General features: G+C 68.5%; 21 protein-coding genes. 8 read left to right on the forward strand and 13 right to left on the reverse strand.

What is annotated here, in order from left to right; genetic code table 11:
* Nucleotides 1-25: 25 nt before the first annotated feature.
* The 6 genes from AC2D10_RS07005 to AC2D10_RS07030 all read right to left on the reverse strand — a co-directional run bounded on the left by AC2D10_RS07005 (nucleotide 26) and on the right by AC2D10_RS07030 (nucleotide 7456).
* The gene (locus tag AC2D10_RS07005; protein WP_484711327.1) at nucleotides 26-2065 is read right to left on the reverse strand and encodes an NHL repeat-containing protein; all 2040 of its coding nucleotides are present in this window, start codon (nucleotides 2063-2065) and stop codon (nucleotides 26-28) included.
* 56 nt (nucleotides 2066-2121) lie between these two features.
* A complete protein-coding gene (locus AC2D10_RS07010) occupies nucleotides 2122-3129 on the reverse strand; it encodes a hydroxyacid dehydrogenase (protein ID WP_484711329.1) in 1008 nt (335 codons plus the stop codon).
* Nucleotides 3126-4037, reverse strand: a complete 912-nt coding sequence (locus AC2D10_RS07015) for a carbohydrate ABC transporter permease (protein WP_484711331.1) — start codon at nucleotides 4035-4037, stop codon at nucleotides 3126-3128. Before AC2D10_RS07015 ends, AC2D10_RS07010 begins: the two co-directional genes overlap by 4 nt.
* A complete protein-coding gene (locus tag AC2D10_RS07020) occupies nucleotides 4034-4963 on the reverse strand; it encodes a carbohydrate ABC transporter permease (protein ID WP_484711333.1) in 930 nt (309 codons plus the stop codon). The genes AC2D10_RS07015 and AC2D10_RS07020 overlap by 4 nt, the downstream gene beginning before the upstream one ends.
* Nucleotides 4964-4965: 2 nt before the next feature.
* A complete protein-coding gene (locus tag AC2D10_RS07025; RefSeq protein WP_484711335.1) occupies nucleotides 4966-6261 on the reverse strand; it encodes an ABC transporter substrate-binding protein in 1296 nt (431 codons plus the stop codon).
* A gap of 100 nt (nucleotides 6262-6361) precedes the next feature.
* Nucleotides 6362-7456, reverse strand: a complete 1095-nt coding sequence (locus AC2D10_RS07030) for a LacI family DNA-binding transcriptional regulator (RefSeq protein ID WP_484711337.1) — start codon at nucleotides 7454-7456, stop codon at nucleotides 6362-6364.
* 149 nt (nucleotides 7457-7605) lie between these two features.
* Here AC2D10_RS07030 and AC2D10_RS07035 point away from each other — a divergent pair, with 149 nt between their 5' ends.
* From AC2D10_RS07035 to AC2D10_RS07045, 3 genes are read left to right on the forward strand one after another with little or no spacing between them, the layout of a single operon-like run.
* A complete protein-coding gene (locus tag AC2D10_RS07035) occupies nucleotides 7606-8535 on the forward strand; it encodes a carbohydrate ABC transporter permease (protein ID WP_484711339.1) in 930 nt (309 codons plus the stop codon).
* Nucleotides 8535-9488, forward strand: a complete 954-nt coding sequence (locus AC2D10_RS07040) for a carbohydrate ABC transporter permease (protein WP_484711340.1) — start codon at nucleotides 8535-8537, stop codon at nucleotides 9486-9488. The genes AC2D10_RS07035 and AC2D10_RS07040 overlap by 1 nt, the downstream gene beginning before the upstream one ends.
* A gap of 60 nt (nucleotides 9489-9548) precedes the next feature.
* The gene (locus AC2D10_RS07045) at nucleotides 9549-10910 is read left to right on the forward strand and encodes an ABC transporter substrate-binding protein (protein WP_484711342.1); all 1362 of its coding nucleotides are present in this window, start codon (nucleotides 9549-9551) and stop codon (nucleotides 10908-10910) included.
* Nucleotides 10911-10929: 19 nt separating this feature from the next.
* On the opposite strand, the gene AC2D10_RS07050 is transcribed toward AC2D10_RS07045, so the two are convergent.
* Nucleotides 10930-12264: a cytochrome P450 gene (locus AC2D10_RS07050; RefSeq protein WP_484711343.1), complete on the reverse strand. Its 1335-nt coding sequence runs from the start codon at nucleotides 12262-12264 to the stop codon at nucleotides 10930-10932.
* A 179-nt stretch (nucleotides 12265-12443) separates the two neighbouring features.
* Here AC2D10_RS07050 and AC2D10_RS07055 point away from each other — a divergent pair, with 179 nt between their 5' ends.
* Nucleotides 12444-12881, forward strand: a complete 438-nt coding sequence (locus AC2D10_RS07055) for an SRPBCC family protein (RefSeq protein WP_484711344.1) — start codon at nucleotides 12444-12446, stop codon at nucleotides 12879-12881.
* 22 nt (nucleotides 12882-12903) lie between these two features.
* On the opposite strand, the gene AC2D10_RS07060 is transcribed toward AC2D10_RS07055, so the two are convergent.
* A complete protein-coding gene (locus AC2D10_RS07060) occupies nucleotides 12904-14088 on the reverse strand; it encodes an alcohol dehydrogenase catalytic domain-containing protein (RefSeq protein ID WP_484711347.1) in 1185 nt (394 codons plus the stop codon).
* A 231-nt stretch (nucleotides 14089-14319) separates the two neighbouring features.
* On the opposite strand from AC2D10_RS07060, the gene AC2D10_RS07065 reads away from it, so the two are divergent.
* From AC2D10_RS07065 to AC2D10_RS07075, 3 genes are read left to right on the forward strand one after another with little or no spacing between them, the layout of a single operon-like run.
* Nucleotides 14320-15201, forward strand: coding sequence for a manganese catalase (locus AC2D10_RS07065; RefSeq protein WP_484711349.1), 882 nt, complete (start codon nucleotides 14320-14322; stop codon nucleotides 15199-15201).
* Nucleotides 15198-16241, forward strand: coding sequence for an SDR family oxidoreductase (locus tag AC2D10_RS07070; RefSeq protein ID WP_484711351.1), 1044 nt, complete (start codon nucleotides 15198-15200; stop codon nucleotides 16239-16241). Before AC2D10_RS07065 ends, AC2D10_RS07070 begins: the two co-directional genes overlap by 4 nt.
* Nucleotides 16242-16262: 21 nt before the next feature.
* Nucleotides 16263-17066 carry an SDR family oxidoreductase gene (locus AC2D10_RS07075; protein ID WP_484711353.1) on the forward strand — a complete coding sequence of 268 codons (804 nt, stop codon included), beginning with the start codon at nucleotides 16263-16265 and terminating at the stop codon, nucleotides 17064-17066.
* Between the two features lie 60 nt (nucleotides 17067-17126).
* Here AC2D10_RS07075 and AC2D10_RS07080 read toward each other — a convergent pair whose 3' ends face one another.
* From AC2D10_RS07080 to AC2D10_RS07090, 3 genes are all read right to left on the reverse strand, one after another.
* Nucleotides 17127-17564 carry a hypothetical protein gene (locus AC2D10_RS07080; protein ID WP_484711354.1) on the reverse strand — a complete coding sequence of 146 codons (438 nt, stop codon included), beginning with the start codon at nucleotides 17562-17564 and terminating at the stop codon, nucleotides 17127-17129.
* Entirely contained in the window at nucleotides 17561-17905 is a 345-nt protein-coding gene (locus AC2D10_RS07085) for a PadR family transcriptional regulator (protein WP_484711357.1), read from the reverse strand. Before AC2D10_RS07085 ends, AC2D10_RS07080 begins: the two co-directional genes overlap by 4 nt.
* Nucleotides 17906-17973: 68 nt before the next feature.
* Complete coding sequence (locus AC2D10_RS07090; protein ID WP_484711358.1) at nucleotides 17974-18279, reverse strand: hypothetical protein; 306 nt, start codon at nucleotides 18277-18279, stop codon at nucleotides 17974-17976.
* Between the two features lie 78 nt (nucleotides 18280-18357).
* On the opposite strand from AC2D10_RS07090, the gene AC2D10_RS07095 reads away from it, so the two are divergent.
* Nucleotides 18358-18663: a DUF7882 family protein gene (locus AC2D10_RS07095; protein ID WP_484711360.1), complete on the forward strand. Its 306-nt coding sequence runs from the start codon at nucleotides 18358-18360 to the stop codon at nucleotides 18661-18663.
* A gap of 27 nt (nucleotides 18664-18690) precedes the next feature.
* On the opposite strand, the gene AC2D10_RS07100 is transcribed toward AC2D10_RS07095, so the two are convergent.
* Entirely contained in the window at nucleotides 18691-19368 is a 678-nt protein-coding gene (locus AC2D10_RS07100) for a DUF6766 family protein (RefSeq protein WP_484711362.1), read from the reverse strand.
* Nucleotides 19369-19542: 174 nt separating this feature from the next.
* A complete protein-coding gene (locus AC2D10_RS07105) occupies nucleotides 19543-21912 on the reverse strand; it encodes a glycoside hydrolase family 65 protein (protein ID WP_484711364.1) in 2370 nt (789 codons plus the stop codon).
* Nucleotides 21913-21958 lie beyond the last annotated feature (46 nt).

The raw sequence follows: 21958 nt of genomic DNA on the forward strand, positions 1-21958 counted from the left end.
AAGACAGGCGAGTAACCCGGAATACTCAGGAACCGTGCGGGTGATCATCTACCCTCACCAGCGTCCGCCCTCGCAGCGTGTAGATCGCGCCCTCCTCGTCGACGTTCAGATGCGGCCCGCTGTACCAGCCGCCGTTGATCGAGGGGACCACGGTCGTCACCGCGAACGAGCGCGGATCGATCCGGAAGAGCGTGGTGTCGGAGACCGCGTAGATCACGCCGCGCGCGGCCTTCATCGCCGCGAACCCCGGCACGAGAGAGGCGTGATCGCCCGTGTGCACGATCGTGCGTCGTGGGCGATCGATCACGACGAGCTTGCCCTTGATCGTCAGCGCGAACAGATAGCGCCCGTGGCTGGCGAGCGCGGCGATGCCGTTCGGCTGACCGGTCTCGATACGCCAGAGTTCGCGGTGCGCCACCGGGTCCCACGCGACGACCGTGCCGCGCGGCCCCGTCTTCTGCGCGTTGTCGCCGCCGAGATAGGCGACGCCGTCGACCGCGACGACCGCCCGCACGAGCTGAACGGCGTCGATCGGGTTGATCGCGTACGTGCTCGCGCCGGTCGCGGGATCATATGTCCACAGCGACCCGCCGCCCTCGGTGTCGGCCTGGGCCGCGACCAGCAGCAGGCCATGCTGCTCATCCCAATGGGTGTCGAGCGGCCGGTTCTGCTCGGTCGGGAAGTCGGCCACGCGCCGGATGTCGTCACCCGAGCGCGGGTCGTACGCCCAGATGCCCTGCGAGTTGTACTGGCCGGTGTACAGCACGCCGTCGATGACCTCGGCATCCTTGGCCTCGCCGGGAGCACGCAGGTTCACCACTCCGCCGCCGCTGAGGTCGTGGCGGGCGATGCCGCCGTTGCCGCCGACGTACGCGAAGCCGCCGCCGACCGCGATGCCCATGCAGGTCTGCGCGCTCACCGGCGCCCCGGCCGCGCCCAGATCGCGCTCGACACGCACCGCGCCGCTGCTGTCGAGCTGCGCCACGAACCCGTAGCCCGAGACGACGACGAGGCCGCCGTCGCGGGCATCCATCCCCCAGACCTCGCCCAGGTCGATCGGCACCGGCAGCTGCTCCACCGCATCGGTCCCCGGCGTCCAGCGCAGCACGCCCGCCTCGTTGACGCAGTAGACATCGCCCGCGATGACCGCGAAGCTTTTGGCGGTCGTGCCGATCGCCGTCACCAGCTGGTACGACGAGAGGTCGGCCAGCGAGATCGCCGCGAGCTTCGACGGCTCCGTCGCGCCGGCGGTCGAGGCCAGCAGACGATCGCCGTCGACGGTGAGCTCGCGGATGCTCGGGTCCTTCACCATCTCGGAGGGCGTGATGTCGGTGAACGTCGCACTCGCACGGTCATAGGCGTACAGCGCCGCCTTGCTCGTGCCGGTGCCGCCGCCCAGCGTGCTGCCCGCGCCGAAGAAGACGGTCGCATCGGTCGCCGCCACCGCCCGGGCGAGAGTCGCCTTCGCGTCGGGGATGCCGAGGTTCGTCACCACGCCGGTCGCGGGCGTGTACTGCCAGAGCGCCGGGGCTCCGGGCCCTCCGCCGCCCACCGCGAACAGGGTGCCGTCGGGCGAGACGGCCAGGTCGCGCACGTCGCGGTCGCCGATCTTGCCGATCGCGACGGCGGGAGATGACGGGTTCGTCAGGTCCCAGCGGTAGAGGTTGGTGGCGCTCGCGGCCTTCTGCAGGATGCCGGCGTACAGGACCTTGCGCACGGGATCGACCGCCAACGCCTGCACACTGTGCCCGGTGGCGAGGGTCGTCGAATGCGTCACCGTTCCGGAGGCCACGTCGAAGGCGATCAGCCCGGTCGGCTCGAGGTTGCGCGACCCGATGTACACGACGCCGTCGAGCAGCAGCCCGCTCATCAGCGAGTACTGCATGATGCCGGGGCCGATGTCGGTGACGGTGGTCGGCTTCGCACCGGCGTGGAAGATCGACGGGGTGGCCTGCGTGTGCGCCTGCGCCTGCTGCGGCGACACGATGCCGGCGGCGGCCGCCAGCATCCCTCCGGCGCCGGCGAGCAGAACGGTGCGGCGGGACAGCTTCGGGGATTCGGACATGGGGGCTCCTTCGGTCGTCGTCGAACTGCGGAGGGGGTGGGTTCTGGGTGGGGATGTCAGGCCGTGATGGCGAGGAGCTCGGACTCGATCTCGTGTGCGAGCGGCTCTCCGCGCGCGATGCGGCGGAGCTCGCCCAGCATCGCGCCCGACAGGCGCTCGAGCTCGACGCCGAGCGACCCCGCGATATGCGGGGTGAGCAGTGCGTGCTGGGAGGTGTAGAGCGGATGATCGCGTTCGAGGACCCACGGAACGGTGACGTCGAGGATCGCGAACAGCTCCCCCGCCAGCACACGGCGCGTCAGCGCTTCCTGGTCGATGATCTCGCCGCGGGCGGTGTTCAGCAGCGTCGCACCGTGGGGCATCAGGTCGATCCCGCGCGCATCGACCAGGTGGTGCGTGGAGGGCAGCGAGGGCGCGTGCACCGACACCACCGCGCTGGTGCGCAGCAGCTCATCGAGCGTGACCGCGGTCACCCCGAGCTCGGTCGCCTCGGCATCGGTGAGATACGGATCGTGCACCACGACCTCGAACGTGTAGGCGCGGAGCATCTCGATCACGATCCGGCCGATCTTCGACGCACCGATGATGCCGATGCGCTGACCGTGGTTGCCCACGCCGGGGAACGCGGCCTCGATGTCAAAGGCCTGCTGCCGCTCACGGTAGAGCCGGGCGATCGGAAGCACGCGCTTGCCCGCGAGCACGATCATGGCCACGGCGTACTCCGCCACAGGAACCGCGTTGGCGGCCGCCGCGGAGCTCACACGCACGCCGCGTTCGAGCACCTCGGGCGCGAGGTACGGCTTGACCGTGCCGGCCGCGTGCAGCACGGCGTCCAGACGCGGCGCGGCATCGAGCAGCGTCGCATCGAGCTGCGGAGCACCCCAGCCCGTCACCAGCACCTCGACGTCGGCGAGGATCGCACGCGCTTCGTCGGAGGCGAACTCCGTCACGGTGCCGGCGATGTCGGCGGTGGCCTCGTACTCCCGCATCAGCGCGGCGGGGAACACCCGTGCGCGCACAGACTCGGGCATCGCGAACGCGATCACCGGGCGCCGGGGGCTCATTTGACACTCCCGGCCGACAGACCGGAACGCCAGAAGCGCTGCAGCATCACGAACGCGAGGATCAGCGGCACGACCGAGACGAACGATCCGGCGATCACGAGCGTCGAGAACTCGGGGTTCTGCTGCACCTGGCTCTGCCACAGGGCGATGCCGACGCTCGACGGGAACAGCTCGCGGTTCTGCAGCATGATCAGCGGCAGCATGAAGTTGTTCCAGATGCCCACGAACTGGAAGAGCGCGATGGTCACGAAGCCCGGCACGAGCATCGGAAGACCCACCTGCAGGAAGCTGCGTATCGGTCCGGCCCCGTCGACGCGGGCGGCCTCGAGCGTCTCGTCCGGCAGGTATCCCGACGAGAACACCCGAGCGAGGTACACGCTGAACGGGTTGCACAGCGTGGGGATCAGCACGGCCCAGATCGTGTTCGTCATGCCGACGGATGCGGCGAGGAGGTAGAGCGGGATGACGGTGGCCGTGTTCGGGATGAGCACGCCGACGAGCACCGAGGCGTAGAGTCCGCGCTTGCCCCGGAACTGGAACTTGTCGAACGCGTACCCCGCCATCAGCGAGACGAAGCCGCCGACGACCGCGCCGACTCCGGCGTACAGGATGCTGTTGCCGAGCCAGCGGAAGAAGATGCCGTCGTCCTGCGTGAACAGGCGCTGCATGTTGGCGACGAAGTCCGCCCCGAAGGCGAAGGCGTCACCGGAGTAGAGGTCGCCGGCGTTCTTCGTCGCGGCGAACACGAGCCACAGCAGCGGCAGGATCATGTACGCCGATCCGAGCACCAGCAGGCCGTTCACGCCCACTCGGGCCGGCAGGTCGCGGCGCGTGCGGCGCCGCGGGGCACGCGGAGGCTTCGTGGTAGCCCGCGTCTGGTGCGCGGGGCGCTCGATCACAGCGGTCATCGCGTCGGCTCCTTCGAGGTGAATCGGGTGACGACGAACGAGAGCGCGCCGGCGAGCAGGGCCAGGATGATCGAGGCCGCGGCCGCCTGCGGCAGGTTGTTGCGGTTGAACGCCGCATCGTAGGCCCACATGTTCGGCACCCAGGTGCTGGTCACCGCGGTGGTGGCCGACGAGAGGATCTTCGGCTCGGTGAACAGCTGCAGAGAGCCGATCACGGTGAACAGCAGGGCCACCCCGATCGCGGGCCACACCAGCGGCGTCTTGATCGAGAGTGCGGTGCGGAACTCCCCCGCGCCGTCGACCTTCGCCGCCTCGAGGATCTCGCGCGGCACCGCCTGCAGCGCCGTGAAAAGGATGATCACGTTGTAGCCGGCCCACTCCCACACGGCGATGTTCACCATCGACGGCAGCACCAGCTGCACCGAGAGGAAGTCGATCCCGATCCCGCCCGACTCCAGCGCCTTCACGATGGGGCTGACCCCCGGCGTGTACAGGTACGCCCAGATCAGTGCCGCGATCACACCGGGCACCGCGTGCGGCAGGAACAACAGCAGCTGGAACGCGCGCTTGGCGAAGGCGACGGCCGAGTCGAGCAGCAGCGCGAGCACCAGTGCCACGACGAGGAGCGAGGGCACGTAGAGGAGGCAGTAGAGCGCGAGCCGACCGAATCCGTCGGTGAAGGTGCGGTCGCCCAGGACCTCGGCGTAGTTGCCGAGACCGACGAACTCGACCGTCGCGCCGCCGAACCCGAGGCCGCTGCGCTTCTCGGCGAACAGGCTCATGCCGATCGCGTAGATCACAGGGGCGATCATGGTCAGCGCGAAGAGTGCGAAGAACGGGATCAGGAAGACGGATGCCGTGCGGCCACCCGTTCCCGGGATCGTCTTCCGCGCGCGCCGCGGCTTCGCGACAGTCGAGGTCGTCATGGTCATTCCTTGATGTCGAGGCCGAGCTTCGAGAGCCCGTCGACGGTCGATGCCTGGGTCGCGTCCAGCGCGTCACTCAGAGTGGGCGAGGCGGTGACGGAGTCCTTGAGCGCGGTGGCCGTGAGGTCGTACTTCGGCCCCCACGCCCAGGCGCCGAGGTTCGCGGACGCCTCGTCGAACACCTCGTAGATGTCGTTCGCGTAGTAGTCGACGGGGGCGACCGACGCCGCGACCTCGTTGAGTCCCGGGTACGCGAGGTACGCCGTGCCCACGGCACCACGGGCCTCGACCGCATCGGGCGAAGTCACCAGCCACTCGAGGAAGACCGCGGCCGCCTCGGCGTTCTTCGCGTTCTCGGGGATCGCGAAGCTGGTTCCGCCGCTGAGCGCGCTGGTGGGCTCGTCGTCCCACGACGGCGGCGCCGCGGCGATCCACTTGCCGGCCTGACCGGACGCCTCGGTGCGGGTCTTCAGCGCCGAGGCGCTCCACGACCCGCCGACCCACGCGTTGACCACTCCGCTGTTGAGGTCGGCAGTCCACTCGTCGCTGAAGCCGAGCTGCTTCTTCACGAGGTCCTCGTCGATCAGACGCTGCCAGTAGTCGGCGACCTTCTGCGACTCCTTGTCGTCGACTCCGACCTTCCAACTGTCGTCCTCGACGCTGAACCACTCGGCACCCGCCTGCCAGGACATCGGCGCGAGCTGCGGCTCGTTGGTGAAGAAGCTGGTGAGGTACGCGTCGGGGTTGACGGCCTTGACCGCTCGGGCGGCCTCCTCGAACTCGTCCCACGTGGTCGGCACCTCGACGCCGGCGGCCTCGAGCACGTCCTGCCGGTACCAGATGACCATCGGCGGCGCGTCGTAGGGCAGTGCGTAGGCGGCATCGCCGAACGAGACGAGCGAGCGCACCTGCTCGTCGTACTCGCCGAGCACGTCGGAGGACACGAGGTCGTCGACCGGGGTGAGCTGCTCCGCTGCGGCGAATCCGGGGAGCCGGTCGTACTCGATGCCGACGACATCGGGACCACTGCCCGACTCGATCGCGGCCGACAGCTTGGTGTAGCCGCCGTTGGCTCCGTTGGGGATCTCCTCGAAGTTGACGGTGATGTCATCCTGGCTGGCGTTGAACGCCGCAGCGACATCGGACATGCCGCTCAAGAACGACCAGAAGGTGACCTCTCCCTTCGGGTTCTCGGTCTTCACGGGGTCGGCGGCCGGGGTGGCGGCGGCGCATCCTGCGACGAGGGCGGATGTGGCCAGCAGGGCTGCCACAGAGAGGGAAGTTCGACGCAGGGACATCGCGGGTTCTCCTTCGAATCGTTGACCGTGCGATGTCGATCTTTCGGCACCCGAAGCGATTCACCAACCCGCGGGAGCTTTTCCTCACAAAACCTAACAATCAACCGGATCTGATCGTGGACTCCCGCACCACCAGAGCGGGCAGCAACGCCATGCGCACGGGCATGTGCGAGACACCCGGCGCCTGCTTGAGCCGATCGACGCACAGGCGAAGCGCCGCGTGACCCAGCTCGTGCGTCGGCGGCGCGACAGCTGTCAGCGGGACCGTCGCGAAAGCGGCCACCTCGTCGTCGTAGGCGATGACGGCGAAGTCCTCCGGCACCCGCAGCCCGCGCTCCAGAACGAGGTCGAGGAAGGCCATGGCGTCGGCATCCCCCAGCAGGATGGCCGCGGTGACGCCCGCCGCCACGCACTCGTCGAGTAGGTCGCCCAGCTCGGCGATGTTGGCATCGTCGCCGATCTGCGGGTGCGAGAGCTCCCGACGGAGCGCCGTGGCATCCGTCGCATCCATCGCATCCATCGCTCGGCGGAATCCGGCGTCGAGGCCGGCCACCGTCGCCGACGGCCGGGCGGCGAGGGCGATCCCCCGATGCCCCTGCTGCGCGAGGTGACGCACCGCGACCTCGGCCCCGTGCGCGTGGTCGGTGCGCACCCACTCGACGCGTCCGGCAAGCTGTTCCTCGGCCGACCGCTCGACCATGACCACCGGGATGCCGGCGCTCTCGAGCATGCGCTGCAACGGCGAACTCTCGGCGATCGTGTCGTGCGGGGTGATCATGAGCGCATCGACACCGCTCGCGATGAGGCGTTCGGCCTGACGGAACTCCTCGTGCGAGGAGTAGTTGGTGGCCCCGACCACGAGGCGGCAGTTCGACTCGTGCGCGGCCTGGCTCGCCCCGCGGATCACCTCGGGGAAGTAGTACCGCGTGGTGGGCACGATCATGCCGATCGTCGCGACCGGCCGCGACCTCGACTGGCCCGCGACCCCCTCGTTCCGGGACTGCTGCTGGGCGACCGCGAGCGAGATCGCACCCCCGTGCACCCGCACGAGCAGGTCGCGCTGCTCGAGCGTGACGAGGTCGCGCCAGAGCGTCATCGGGGTGACGCCGAGACGAGCGGCGAGGGCCGTGCTGGTCAGTGATCCGCGCAGTTCGAGCTCACGGAGGATGGCGTCGTGGCGGGCGGCAGCGGTCATGTCGCCTCACGATAGTGGATGCCGCGCGGGACCCTGGCGCATTGTAAGAAGCGCTTCCCCGGTCAGGCAAGGCTCTTTCACCGTTTGCATAAGAAGTGCTTCTTGACAAGCCCCGCGACCACTTCTGGTTCGCGCTTTAGCTTCTCCTCATGAAAATCGACACCCGTCGTCCGCCGCAGCGCGACCGGTACAACAGGCGAGAGGTCATCGCGGGCTACCTGTTCATCTCGCCGTGGATCCTCGGGTTCCTGATCTTCACCGCGGGGGCGATGGCGTACAGCCTCTACATCTCGTTCAGCAACTACAACCTCGCCACGAACACCGCACGCCCGGTCGGCATCGACAACTACGCGCGACTCTTCGACGACCCCCGCGTCGGCCTGTCCCTGGCGAACACCCTCTTCTACGTGGTGATGGCCGTGCCGCTGGAGATCATCTTCGCGTTGATCCTCGCCCTCCTGCTCAACCGGGTCGGACGCGGTGCCGGCTTCTTCCGCGTGCTGTACTACCTACCGAAGATGACGCCCGCCGTCGCCACCGCCGCGGTCTTCTTCCTGCTGCTCAACGGCAACAGCGGAGCGATCAACCAGTTTTTGCGCCTGTTCGGCATCGAGGGTCCGCAATGGCTCGTCGACCCCGCGTGGGTGAAGCCGAGCATCGTGATCATGACGCTGTGGACCGTCGCCGGCACGATGGTGATCTTCCTCGCGGCGCTCAAGAACGTGCCGGTGGAGTTGTACGAGGTGGCGTCGCTCGACGGCGCGGGCGCCATCCGACGCTTCTTCTCGATCACGCTGCCGATGATCTCGGGCGCGATGTTCTTCAACGTCATCGTGCTCTCGATCGCGGCTTTCCAGATCTTCGACCAGGCGTATCTGCTGTTCTGGCGAGACCAGAGCAACGCCTCGCCAGAGGCGTCGCTGTTCTATGCGATCCATCTCTTCCAACAGGCGTTCCGGCAGTTCAACTTCGGATTCGCCGCTGCCATGGCCTGGCTGCTGTTCGTGATCATCATGCTGATCACATTCATCCAGGTGAAGGTCGGCAACCGGTTCGTCTACTACGAAGGAGACCGCTGATGTCGTCGACACTGCGCCAGGTCGCACCCGCCGTGCGGCCCCAGCCCGAGCCGGAGAAGTCGGGGGCCACCGGCCCGCAGCGCTCGAAGTGGCGGCGACGCCTGGGCCAGCCGAAGAGTCTGCTCGCGAGAGTCCTGCTCTCGGCCGTCCTGGTCGCCTTCGGCGCGCTGTTCCTCTACCCCTTCGTGTGGCTGATCGCAGCGAGCCTCAAGCCCCGCGGCGAGGTGTTCGACAACAGCCTCATCCCGAAGACCTTCGTGCCCGAGAACTACACCGAGGTGTGGAACCAGCTGCCGCTGCTGAGCTGGATCGGCAACAGTGTCGCGATCGCGCTGCTCGCCGCCGGTGCTGTCGCCATCTCGAGCTCGATCGTCGCGTTCGGCTTCGCCTACTTCCGCTTTCCGGGGCGACAGTTCCTGTTCGGGCTGGTGCTGGCCACGATGATGCTCCCCGGCGCGGTGACGATGATCCCGATCTACCTCATCTGGAAGGAGACCGGGATGCTCGGCACCTGGGTGCCGCTGTGGGGCGCGAACCTGTTCGGCTCGGCGTTCTACATCTTCCTGCAGCGTCAGTTCTTCCTCGGGCTTCCGCGCGAGCTCTTCGAGGCCGCCAAGCTCGACGGCGCGAGCGCGTGGGGATTGTTCTGGCGCATCGCGATGCCCCTGTCGGTTCCCTCGTTCGTGATCGTCTTCCTGTTCGAGTTCCAGGCCAGCTGGAACAACCTGCAGGCGGCACTCATCTACCTGAACGCGGGAACCGTCGACGAGTTCACCGCGCCACTCGGCATCGCCTACGCCATGACCAAGTACAGCCCCTCTGCGGGCGGTCATGGCGACTACCAGTACGTCATGGTTGCGTCGCTCATCGTGACGCTGCCCATGCTCCTGCTCTTCGCCTTCGGTCAGAGGTACTTCATCGAAGGCGTCGCAACCCAGGGACGCAAGGGGTAGGAGCCCCGTGCGCACTCTGATCGGCGGCCGCCCAGCCGCCTCACACGAATGGAGATCGAAATGAAGACGCGCTTTCTCGGAGCCGCCGCCGTCGTGACGGCATCGGCTCTGCTGCTCACCGGATGCGGCGGAGGATCAGCCGACGACGCCGCGGCCGAGGTGGACTTCGGTGCCGAACCCACCGGCACCGTCAAGGCCTGGGGCTTCGAGAACGCCGACGACGTCGGTACCTCGCGCATGGACCACGCGGCCGAGGTGCTGCCCGACATCGAGGTCGACCTCGACGCCACGGCGTTCGACGCGCAGAAGTTCACCACGCGCATCGCCAGCGGCGACGTGCCCGATGTGGTGCAGATGGACCGTCGGTACGCGACCACCTATGCCTCGCAGGGGCTCATCATGCCGCTCGACGAGTGCTTCGCCGCGCACGACGTCTCGCCGCGCGACCACTGGTATCCCTTCGTGGTCGACGACATCACCTACGAAGACAGCGTGTGGGCGGTTCCGCAGTTCTACCAGCCCTCGGCGATCCTGCTGAACAAGGCGGTGCTCGATGAAGCCGGCGTGACTGCTGCGGAGTTCGACACCTCGAACCCCGAGGCGTTGCTCGGCGCGATCGGCAAGATCTACCAGGAGTCCGGCGGGGTGCCCACTCGCCTCGGCTTCGACCCGGTCGCCACCGGACAGGGTGGCCTGTGGGTGCTCGGCATGGGCGGTCAGCTGAACGACGAGGACGGCAAGCCCACGCTCGACGATCCCCGCAACGTCGCAGGCCTGGAGATGCTCAAGCAGATCACCGACGCCCAGGGCGGATTCGCCTCGGTCAAGAGCTTCAGCGACTCGTTCGACACCTTCGGCGACAACAACCAGTTCGTCACCGGGCAGGTCGGCGGGCAGGTCAACGCGCAGTGGTACCCCAACGTGCTCGCACCCTACGTCGACCAGCTGCAGCTCGAGGCGGTGCCGTTCCGCACCCCCGACGGCGAGCCCTTCACGGTCGCGTCGGGCACGGCCTTCGTGATCCCCGTGGGCGCGGAGAACCCGGGCGCAGCCTGCGCATGGATGGTGGAGCTCACCTCGGACGACGCGTGGACCGCGGCCGGCGAGGCGCGCGGTGCCACCCGCGCCGAGGACGGCGGAATCAACACCGGACTCTTCACCGGCTCCCCCGCACCCGACCAGGCCCTCCGCGAGGAGTGGATCGTCGAGAGCGGCAACCCCGGCTTCGACCAGGTGATCGCCACGTACTACGACGTCGTGGACCACGGCGTGTCGTTCGGCTCGTCACCGGCGGGACAGGAGATCCAGAACGAGCTCAACAACGCCATCACGGCGGCGCTGCTGGGCGAGAAGTCGATCGAAGACGCCCTGGCCGACGCGCAGGAGGCGGCCATGCGGGCCTACGACAACGTGGCCGGCTGAGCCGAGGGTGCGCCGGCGCTCAGTGGAACGGGCAGCCGCGCGCCGGCGCACCCTCGGAACGGACTCGTGCTCCCGAGCGCGGCATGGTCGGCAGCCGTCGCAGGTTCACCTCGAGTCCCTCGTCGAGCACGTGCAGTCGGAGGTCGCTCAGCACGGCGATCGCCGCCGACAGCCCTGCCACGGCCACCTTCTCGCCCGGGCAGCGGTGTCCTGTCGCGACATCGGCGCCGCCGTGCGGGATGAAGGCCGGAAGCGTCTCGATGTCGTCGACGTCGACGAAGCGCTCGGGTGCGAAGCGGTGCGGGTGCGCCCAGAAGCGGTCGTCGTGGTCGGTGCCGAGGATGTCGAGCACGACCCGCCCGCCTTCGGCGACGTGCTGCCCGTCGATCTCGATGTCGGCGATCGCCCGACCCGGGAGCATGGGCACGAACGGCGCGGTGCGGCGGATCTCCTGCGCGAACATCGTCGCGAGCTCCCCGCCGACCAGCCGGCCGTTCTTCACCGTCTCGGCCGCGATGCGGTCGCGCCACTCGGGCCGGTCGTGCAGCTGCTTCGCCGCGAAGGCCACGAACCGCGCCACGGCGATCATCGGGCGGATGCTGTTCTGCAGCTCGATCCCGGCGACGCGGGCGGGTAGCAGCTCGCCGTCGTCGTCGCGGTGGTGCGCCCACGTGTGCAGCGCCGTGCCCTCCTGCGCATCGAGCGTGCCGGCGCGCACAGCCTCGATGAGATGCAGGGAGTGCCGGTCCGACCACAGCCGGTTGAGCGCGGCGAGCGCGTACGCCGGGGAGTACGGAGAGCCGAAGCCGTCGACGATCTGCGCCAGTCGCGCCGACCAGCGGGTCTTCGCCGCGGGCGTGCCGGGAAGACCGGCCCAGCCCATGATCGCCCGACCCAGGGCGCCGATGGCGGCCTCGTAGGCGCTGCGGGTCCCGCCGGCGACCCACGCGTCGCGCTCCGCGGCCCACTCGCGCTCGAGCCACGGCGTCAGGCGCTCGACCTGCTCGTCTTCGTAGGCCACGTCGATGAAGGCGGCCTTGCGATGACGGTGCGCGTCGCCGTCGAGGCTGTGCACGGAGCCGTGTCCGAACAGCGTCTCCTGCACGAGCGCCGGCATCGCGCCGTGTCGGGCGATGCGGGTCTCGTCGTAGAACAGGTTCACGCCCTCGACCCCGCGGACGAACACGGCCTCGTGTCCGAGCAGCCGCATGGGCGCCGAGCGGGCACCGTGCTCGACCCGGCGCCAGATGCGCTTCCCGAAGCCGTAGCCGTGCGTGAGGACGAAGGGGGCATCATCGCGGGCGAATGCGCTGAGTGCTCGAACCGCGCGGGAGGGGATGTTCGTGAGTGCCATGCTTCGACGGTTCCAGGCCTGCTCGCACGGGGCCAGGGGGGCGCGAAGACGGCGCTCCTGTGATAACGGCATATCGGTCAGGATCAGAGGAGAATCGGAGAGACGCGGAGTCAACCCCCTGGGACCCTGATCTCGCGGCATCCACGATGGACACACGACCACCAGCCGAAGGAGTCGACATGGCGAAGAACGTCCGCACGATGAACTGCCGACCCGAAGACGTCTTCCGCGTCCTCGAGAACGCCTGGCTCTACCCCGCGTGGGTCGTGGGCGCCTCGCGTATGCGCGACGTCGATGACGCCTGGCCGAACCCGGGTGCCGAGCTGCACCACTCCGTCGGCGCCTGGCCCGCCCTGCTCGACGACACCACGGTCGTCGACGAATGGGACCCGCCGCACCGCATGGTCATGCGCGCCCGCGGGTGGCCGATCGGGGTCGCGAAGGTGACGCTGCGGGTGCGCTCGTACGACGGCGGCTGCATGGTGCGCATCGACGAGGAGCCCGTGAGCGGCCCTGCGACGCTGTTGCCGAGCCTCGTCGTCACTCCGATGCTGCGCTGGCGCAACTCCGAGACCCTGCACCGCCTCGCCTACCTGGCCGGGGGCGGCGCGAGCTGATCCGGCGCCGCCCCTCGGCTCGTCAGGCTGCGGCGGGGTGCAGCACCACCTTGATGCAGCCGTCTTCCTTGCGCTGGAAGGTGCGATAGAGGTCGGGGGCGTCGTCGAGCGGCGCGTGATGGGTCGTCAGGTCCATGACACCGAGCGGGTCGTCGATCGCCTCGACGAGCGGCATGATGTCGTCGATCCAGCGCTTGACGTTGCACTGCCCCATGCGGATGCTGACCTGCTTGTCGAACATCGTCTTCATGGGCATGATGTCGGCGTCGCCGGCGTAGACACCGCTCAGCGAGACCGTGCCGCCGCGACGGACCAGGTCGATCGACGCATGCAGCGCTGCGAGCCGGTCGATGCCCGCCTTGTCGAGCATCGTGCGGGCCAGCGCATCGGGTAGCAGCCCCACCGCGTGCTGCGCGAAGGCGACTCCGGGGTTGCCGTGTGCTTCCATGCCGACCGCGTCGACCACGGCATCGGCCCCGCGTCCTTCGGTGAGATCGCGCAACTGGGCGACGACGTTATCGGTCAGATCGAAGACCTCGATGCCGTGGCGCGCCGCCATCTCGCGCCGCTCTGGCACCGGGTCGACCGCGAGCACCCGCAGGCCGCGGTGCGCGCCGATACGCGCGGCGAACTGCCCCACCGGGCCGAGTCCCATCACCGCGAGCGTGCCGCCGTCGGGCACGTCGGCGTACTCGACGCCCTGCCACGCGGTCGGCACGATGTCGCTGAGGAACAGGTAGCGCTCGTCGGGCAGATCGGATGCCACGGGAATGTGGTTGTAGTCGGCCAGCGGCACGCGCAGGTAGTCGGCCTGACCGCCCGGCACCTGCCCGTAGAGCTTCGTGTAGCCGAAGAGCGCGGCGCCGCTGCCGTACTCGCGCACCTGGGTGGTCTCGCACTGCGACTGCAGGCCGCGCAGGCAGAAGAAGCAGTGGCCGCACGAGATGTTGAACGGCACCACCACCCGGTCGCCGACCTTCAGCCGGGTGACCTCGCTGCCGACCTCGACGACCACGCCCATCGGCTCGTGGCCGAGGATGTCTCCCTTGTCGAGGAACGGTCCGAGGAGTTCGTACAGGTGCAGGTCCGACCCGCAGATCGCCGATGACGTGATGCGCACGATCGCGTCGGTCGGGTGCTCGATCACCGGGTCAGGGACCTCCTCGACCGTCACTGTGCGCGTGCCCTGCCAGGTCAGTGCCTTCATGTCGTCCTCCTCGAAGCCTCGGAGGGTCCAGCCTCGCCTCGGTCGCTGCGCGGGCACAGAGGGTTGACAGACGCCGGCGAATCCTCGACAGGCTCGTCGCGCCGCCAACCGTCGCCGCGCGCGCGGCGTGCGATTATCCTCGCCGACACCCGATTTGAAAACCCCCTGCGGAGAACACGGCGGATCGCACTGTCATGGCAGTCAACGAGAAACCGACAGAGAGGTGAAGGCATGTTCTTCCATCGTCAAGAGCTCCAGTTCTCCGCGACACCCGAAGCTCCGGATGCCGTCTACGCACGCAAACTGCAGGAGGTGCTCGGCGGCCAGTACGGCGAGATCACCGTGGCCATGCAGTACCAGTTCCAGGCGTGGAACATGCACATCCCCGGCAAGTATCGGGACCTGGTGTTCGGCATCGGCGCGGAGGAGATGGGCCACGTCGAGATGCTCGCGGTCATGATCGCGCAGCTGCTCGAGAAGTCGCCGCTGGGCATCACGGACGACGCCGTGCAGAGCGATCCGACCGTCGCCGCCGTCATCGGAGGCACCGATATTCAGCACGGCATCGTGGCCGGTGCCGGCGCTCGCCCGGTCGACAGCATGGGCAACCCCTGGCAGGGCTCGTACATCACGGCGAGCGGCAACCTCTTGGCCGACTTCATGGCCAACGCGAACGCCGAGATGCAGGGCCGCGTGCAGGTCGCCCGGCTGTACCACATGACCGATGACCACGGCATCCGAGACATGCTGAGCTTCCTGCTGGCTCGCGACACGATGCACCAGAACCAGTGGCTCGCGGCGGTCGAGGAGCTCAAGGCCGAAGGCGCCGAGACCCTGCCCGTGCCGAGCAACTTCCCGCAATCGAAGGAGCACACCGAGGTCTCGTACCAGTACCTCAACTTCAGCGACGGCGCGACGGCCGCGGAGGGATCGTGGGCGAGCGGACCGACGCCCGACGGCCACGGCGAGTTCAGCTACCACGACGGACCCACGACGACGGCTCCGATGCCGCCGCCCACCCACCCCGACTCCCGGTTCTACGGCACCACCGAGCTGCCGAACATGGTGGAGAAGATGGCGGGCACGGTCCAGGACGTGTTGAACAAGGAATGAGCACCGAGACGCACACCGGCCGGGGTCCGCGCACGAAGCGCGGGCTCCGGCCGCTCGCCGACCAGGTCGTCGTGATCACCGGCGGATCCAGTGGCATCGGCCGCGAGACCGCACTGCGATTCGGTCGAGCGGGGGCGACGGTGGTCGTCCTGGCCCGCGGCGAGGACGGACTCGCCACCACGGTCGAGGCGATCACCCGCGACGGCGGCACCGCGCAGGCGATCGTCTGCGACATGACCGACCCCGAGGCGGTGCGCGATGCCGTGTCGTTGGTGGAGAGCCTCTTCGGGCGCGTCGACACCTGGGTCTCGAACGCCGGAACGCTGCAGTACGGGTCGTTCGAGGACACCAGTGCCGAGGAGTTCCGCGCGGTGCTCGAGGTGAACCTGATCGGCACGATCAACGGCATCCACGCCGCACTGCCCGCTCTGCACCGCGCCGGTGGCGGAGCGCTGATCTGCGTGACCTCGGTCGAGGCCGTGATCACGCTGCCGCTGCACACCGCGTACGGGGCGTCGAAGCGCGCGGTCGAGGGGGCGCTCGACGGTCTGCGACGCGAACTGAAGGCGCAGGGAGCGCCGGTGTCGCTCACGGTCGTTCGCCCGTCGGTCATCGACACCCCGATCTTCGGCCACGCCCGCACGCAGATGCCTTGGAAGCCCACGGCTCCCCCGCCCTACTACGACCCTGCGGTCGTCGCTCAGGCGATCGTGTTCGCCGCGACGCATCCCGTCCGCACGATCCACGCCGGCGGCGGCGGGCGCTTCCTCGTCGCCGCTCAGACGATGGCGCCGGGCGTCGTGGACGCGATGCTCGGCCGACTCGGCGATCGACTCACCCGTACCGAGGAGCGCGCTCCCCTGCAGCCGGGCAACTTCCGCGAGGCGTTGCCCGGCGACACCCGGGGCGGCGAGCTGCCGCGCCGGGGTCGCCGCTGGAGCGCGCACACGTGGCTTGCGGTGCACCCGGGAATCCGCAGAACGGCGGCGGTCGCCGCAGCGGGCACGGTCCTGCTCGCCCTGCGACGACGGCATCGCTGACGAACGAGAAGGAGACGACACATGGACACACAGAAGGCACCCCGCCACGCGATCGTGACGGCGGCCGATTCGGGAATCGGCCGTGCGACCGCCGTGGCATTGGCCACCGCCGGGATCGACGTCGGCATCACCTGGCGCAGCGACGAGGCCGGCGCGCAGCTCACCGCAGACGAAGTACGTCAGCACGGGGCCCGCGCGGTCGTCGCGCAGCTGGACGTCGCCGACATCCCCGCATGCGGCGACGTGATCGACGGACTGATCACGGAGCTCGGCGGCATCGACGTGTTCGTCAACAACGCAGGCACCGGTGCCAGCACGCCGTTCCTCGACCTCTCGCTCGAGGAGTGGAACCGCGTGATCGACACCGACCTCACCGGCGCGTTCGTGTGCCTGCAGCGCGCCGCCCGCGCGATGGTCGCTGCCGGCCGCGGCGGCCGACTGATCGCTGTGACGAGCGTGCACGCGCATCAGCCGATGATGGGTTCGAGCGTTTACGACGCGGCGAAGCACGGACTCAGCGGCCTGATGAAGAACCTCGCACTCGAGCTGGGGGCGGCGGGCATCAGCGCCGTGAGCGTCGCACCGGGCGAGATCGCGACACCCATGACTGGCCAGACCGACACCGATCCGCACAGCGAGGATCGCCCCGGCATCCCCCTCGGACGCCCCGGAGACGCCAGAGAAGTCGCCGCCCTGATCGCATTCCTCGCCTCGCCCGAGGCCGCCTACATCTCCGGCACCTCGGTCGTCATCGACGGCGGGATGCTGCAGATGGGTCCGCAGGCGGGCGCGAGCATCGAGTCGCATGACTGGCGGTCCGTGTGACGTGCTGACGCACGGGTACGCCCGGAGAGAGGCCGTCGAACGTCCCGTCGACGGCCTCTTTCACGCGGAGCTCGCCTCCGGCATCCGCCACCCGGCAACACGTCGGCGCGATCGCACAGCCATGCAGATCAGCAGCCCAACGAGACTGACAAGCAAGATGCATCCGGCCGCCAGACGGCCTTCAGGAGCCATTCCGGCGAACTGGACGCTGGGGTCTATGAGCCCGAAAATACCACTCAGCAGCATCAGTCCGCCTCCGAAACCCAGCCCTGCAGCGACGGCCACGCAAGCCCACAGCATCCTGCGGCTCCACGAGCGTGGCGCGAACTCGTCGGCATAGCGCTCCGGAGTGCCGAACGTCTCGAACGGATCTTCGCCGGACTCGATCACGTGGCTGTTCACCTCACGGACGATTCGATCAGCCACGTCTTCCGGCACATCGCGCAACCCGAGTTCCTCCGCGAGATTCGTACCGTAGTCGTCGCGTTCACTGCTCATGCTGTCGTCTCCTTCTCGCTGAGAAGCAGAGTGGTCATCGCGGCGAAGTTCGCCCATGCGTCGCGAAGCTCCTCGCGCCTTCGCGCCCCGGCTGCCGTGATCGTGTAGTACTTGCGCCCTGGCCCGCCTGCCCCCTCTTCCCACCTCGAAGAGAGATCGCCGTCCTGCTCGAGACGCGCCAAAAGCGGATACAACGTGCTGCCCTTGATCACACCGAGGCCCGCTGACGCCAACCGTTGCGCGATCAGATAGCCGTATGCCGCCTCCCGGTCCACGATTGCGAGCACCGCGCCGGGAAGTGCGGCCCGGGTCCATTCGCTCGGCCAGTCGTTGTCTTCCATGACTAGATCATGACACGGACTAGTCCGCAGGTCTACTTAGTCGCGCGGAGCGGTGCGCTCGCAGAAACTCACGCGGGCGGCGGGTGATGCGGGATCGGGATCGGTCGTGTCGCCCGGCATTCGTCGGGAAGGCCTCGGACCAGCTCGAGCACGTCCTCGAGCGAGGAGTGGATGATCGGCAGCGGCAGGTCGCGGATCCACCGCACCTCGATCACCGAGTCACTGACCTCGCGCGCGGCGCAGACGATCTGACGGTAATCGTCGTCGGGGTAGCAGAGATCGCGGATGACCCACTCGGTCGGGCTCGCACGTCGTGCCGTGTATCGCGAATCTGGAGCCTGAACCATCATGTTCCCGTCTGTGTCAGGGTCCACGATGCCCGAATCGTACGCGCTCCGACATCCCCTTGACACCCCCGTGACTATCGCTAGGGAGAGGGCTAGCGTGCAGGGATGGGCACCATGTTCTACGACTCGTCTGCCGGCCCCATCCACATCGAGGACCGTGCGCTCGCGCATCTCAAGGTCGTCATCGCGACCAAGTTGCGACGGAATGAGAGCTTTACGCTCTCGTGGAAGCACCCGGAAGGCACACCGGTGGGCCGCTCGACGATCTGGCTGCACCCCTCGATCCCGCTGCGATTCACCTTCGACGACTCGGTGGCCCCCGAGTTGAATCCGGAGTGGATCGAGCAGTTGATGAACTCCGTCAACTCCAGCGGCGGGATCACCCTCGTCGACGAGATCGTTGCTCTCTAGACGGTTCCGCCCCAGGCATCGTCTCCGTCACTCGGCTTCGACGCTGGTGACATGGTGCGGGATGCCGACCGGCTTCGACTCGCTCGAGCCGCGCTGACGCAGATAGATCGAGAACGCCACCATCGCACCGACCGCCAGGAATTCGGACTGCCAGTTCTGCAGGGTGCGGTTCCAGAACTCGGCCGAGACCACGTAGTCGAGCCAGGAGTCGGGCGGCAGCCCGTGCTGCGCGTTCTGCTCGTTCGCGACGACATGGCCCGCCAGCGACTGCGCGAACCATGACAGGGCGAAGATCGCTCCCATCACCACCAGAAGCGAGTTCGAGAAGATCCACCGCCGGATGCCGTCGACCTTCGCCCAGCGGGGCGAGTCGGCGCGCGCGTAGCGTCCGACCCGCTGATCGGCGTCGGTACCCACGCCCTCATCACCCGGCTTCTTCGACTCGGGCGAGCCGCGCTGGATGAACCAGATCGTGGCGAGGATGAAGAGGAAGAACTGCAGGAACTCCGACTGCCAGTTCTCGGCCACGTCGACGAGGAAGTCGGACGAGCTGATGAACTCCAGGTAGGGCATCGGCGACTGCCCGTGGTTGGCGAGTTCCTCGTTGTTGTAGGCGTGCCCGGCGAGCGACTGGCCGATCAGACTCAGGATGAAGATCGTGAGGAAGACCAGACTGAGGCCGCCGTCACGGAGGAAGCGACGCATGTTCTCACCTCCCCGCCAGCGGCAGGGCGATCATCGTGACGAGGCCGACCACGATGATCACCATCCATGACCAGAAGGCCATGCGCATCGACGCGCGGCCGGTGGGGTGATCGGACATGATTTTCTCTCTTCTCTCGGGGCGGTGTCAGATGCCGCGGACTCCGCCGCAGGGGCTCAGGGGTGAGCGAACGCCTCCTTCGCGGGTCGAGGTGCACGGCCGCGCGGCTGCGCTGGCGGTGGGCCCGGTGGTGCGAGCGGCGGGATGTCGACGGTGATCGGAGCGCCCGCGTCGAGCACGAGCTCCTCGTCGAAGTGATGGACCGTCACCGCAGCCCCGGAGGACAGCCGATACGTGGCGGCCGAGGGCGTGACCTCGATGCGGAGCGTGGACCCGTGGATGCGCACTCCGAACGCGAGGCGGCTCAACGACGACGGCAAGCGCGGGCGGAACATCAGGCCCGAGACGCTGTCGCGCATGCCCCCGAAGCCGGCAGTGATCGCCGTCCACACCCCGGCGAGCGCGGCGATGTGAAGACCCTGCTCGGTGTTCCCGTGCAGATCGTCGAGGTCGAGCGTGGCGACCTCGGCCAGGTAGTCGTAGGCGAGATCGAGATGACCGACCTCGGCGGCCAGCACCGCCTGGACCGCCGCAGACAGCGAGGAGTCCCGGACGGTCAGCCCCTCGTAATACGCGAAGTCACGCGTCTTCTGCTCATCGGTGAACGCCTCGTGCGCGAAGAACAGCGCCAGCACGAGATCAGCCTGCTTCGCGACCTGCTTGCGGTACAGGTCGAAGTACGGAAAGTGCTCCTGCAGCAGGTACTGATCGTCGCGGGTCGCGTCGAAGTCCCAGCGTTCGAGGTCGGTGTAGCCCGCCGACTGCGGGTGCACGCCGCGCTCGTCGTCGAACGGCACGGTCATCGCTGCGGCCGCCGCCTCCCATCCGCCGATCTCGCCGTCGCGCAGGCCGAGCCGATCGGCGACGTCGGGGTGCCGCCGAGCCGCCGCGGCCGCACCACGCAGGTTCAGCTGCGCCATCAGGTTCGTGTAGACGTTGTCGTTCGCGATCGCCGAGTACTCGTCGGGTCCGGTCACCCCGTCGATGTGGAACGCTCCCCGGGCATCCCACCGCCCCAGCGACACCCACAGCCGTGCCGTCTCGACGAGCATCTCGACGCCCACCTCGCGCTCGAAGTCCACGTCGCCGGTCGCACGCACGTGGTGCAGCACCGCGCCGGCGATGGCGGCGTTGATGTGGACGGCCGCCGTGCTGGCCGGCCAGTAACCGGAGCTCTCGCGCCCGTCGATGGTGCGCCACGCGAACGCGGCGCCGTCGAGATGCAGCTGCCGGGCCCTCCCGCGTGCATGGTCGAGGGTCGAGTGCCGCCACCGAAGAGCCTGTTCGGCCGCGTGCGGTGCGGTCGAGGTCAACACCGGCAGCACGAACCCCTCGAAGTCCCAGAAGGTGTGCCCCTCATAGCCCGAGCCCGTCAGCCCCTTGCCCGGCACCGACCGCAGTTCGGCGCGAGCAGCGGCCTGGAAGACCTGGAACAGCGCGAAGCGCACGGCCTGCTGCAGGCGCGGCTCGCCGTCGACCTGCACATCGGCGCATTCCCAGTACTCATCGAGGTGCGCGCGCTGGGCGTCGACCATCGCCGTCCAGCCCTCGTGCAGCGCGTCGGCGACCGCGGTCTCGGCCCGGTCGCGCAGCGTGGCCGCAGCGAGTTGCGTGGACCACTCATGGCCCACCGCCTTCACGATCTCGAGGGTCTCCCCCGCCTGCAGCGAGGCACGCACCGTCGTCCTGGCGCGATCTTGCTCCGCGTCGCTCTCGACCTCGGGTTCCGCGTCGCCCGAGCAGGTCGCGACGTGGTCCATCGCGACCGCGACCGTGATGCCGCTCTCACTGGTGCGATGACTGAGCGTGGCCGCGGTGTCGAGCACGTCGGCCGCAATGCCGTCGAACGGCTCGGACAGGAGCTCCTGCACCCGCGGATCGTCGTGCACGATCGGGAGCGGTTCGTTGGCCTGCAGTTCCGACACCACGGTGACATCGGTCGCGGCATCCGTCGCCCGCACGACATAGCGGATCGCGGCGATCGACCGGTGCGCGAGTGACACCAGCCGCGTCGAGGTCACCGTCACCCGTCGTCCCGCCGGGCTCACCCAGTCGACCTCGCGGTGCAGGGTGCCCTCGCGCAGATCGAGCCGGCGCGTGTGGCTGCGCAGCGTGCCGGTGCTGAGGTCGAACGGCTCGTCACCCACCGTCAGCCGCAGGATCTGCCCGTTCGCCACGTTCACCACGCTCTGCCCGCGCGCGGGGTAGCCATACCCGTCCTCGGCGTAGGGCATCGGATGCTCCTCGAAGACGCCGTTGAGGTAGCTCCCGGCGACACCGCGCGGATCCCCCTCGTCGAGATTTCCTCGCCAGCCGACGTGACCGTTCGACAGCCCGAACACCGACTCCTCGTGCGAGAGATGGTCGTCATCGAGCCCGTCGATGCCCACACTCCAGGGATCGACGGTGAAGCGCGGTCGACTCACGGTGCGTCACTCTCCTCGGGCGCCGCGATCGGTACGCGGCACCGGT

The sequence above is a fragment of the Microbacterium sp. PI-SA-G genome (genome assembly GCF_057215335.1).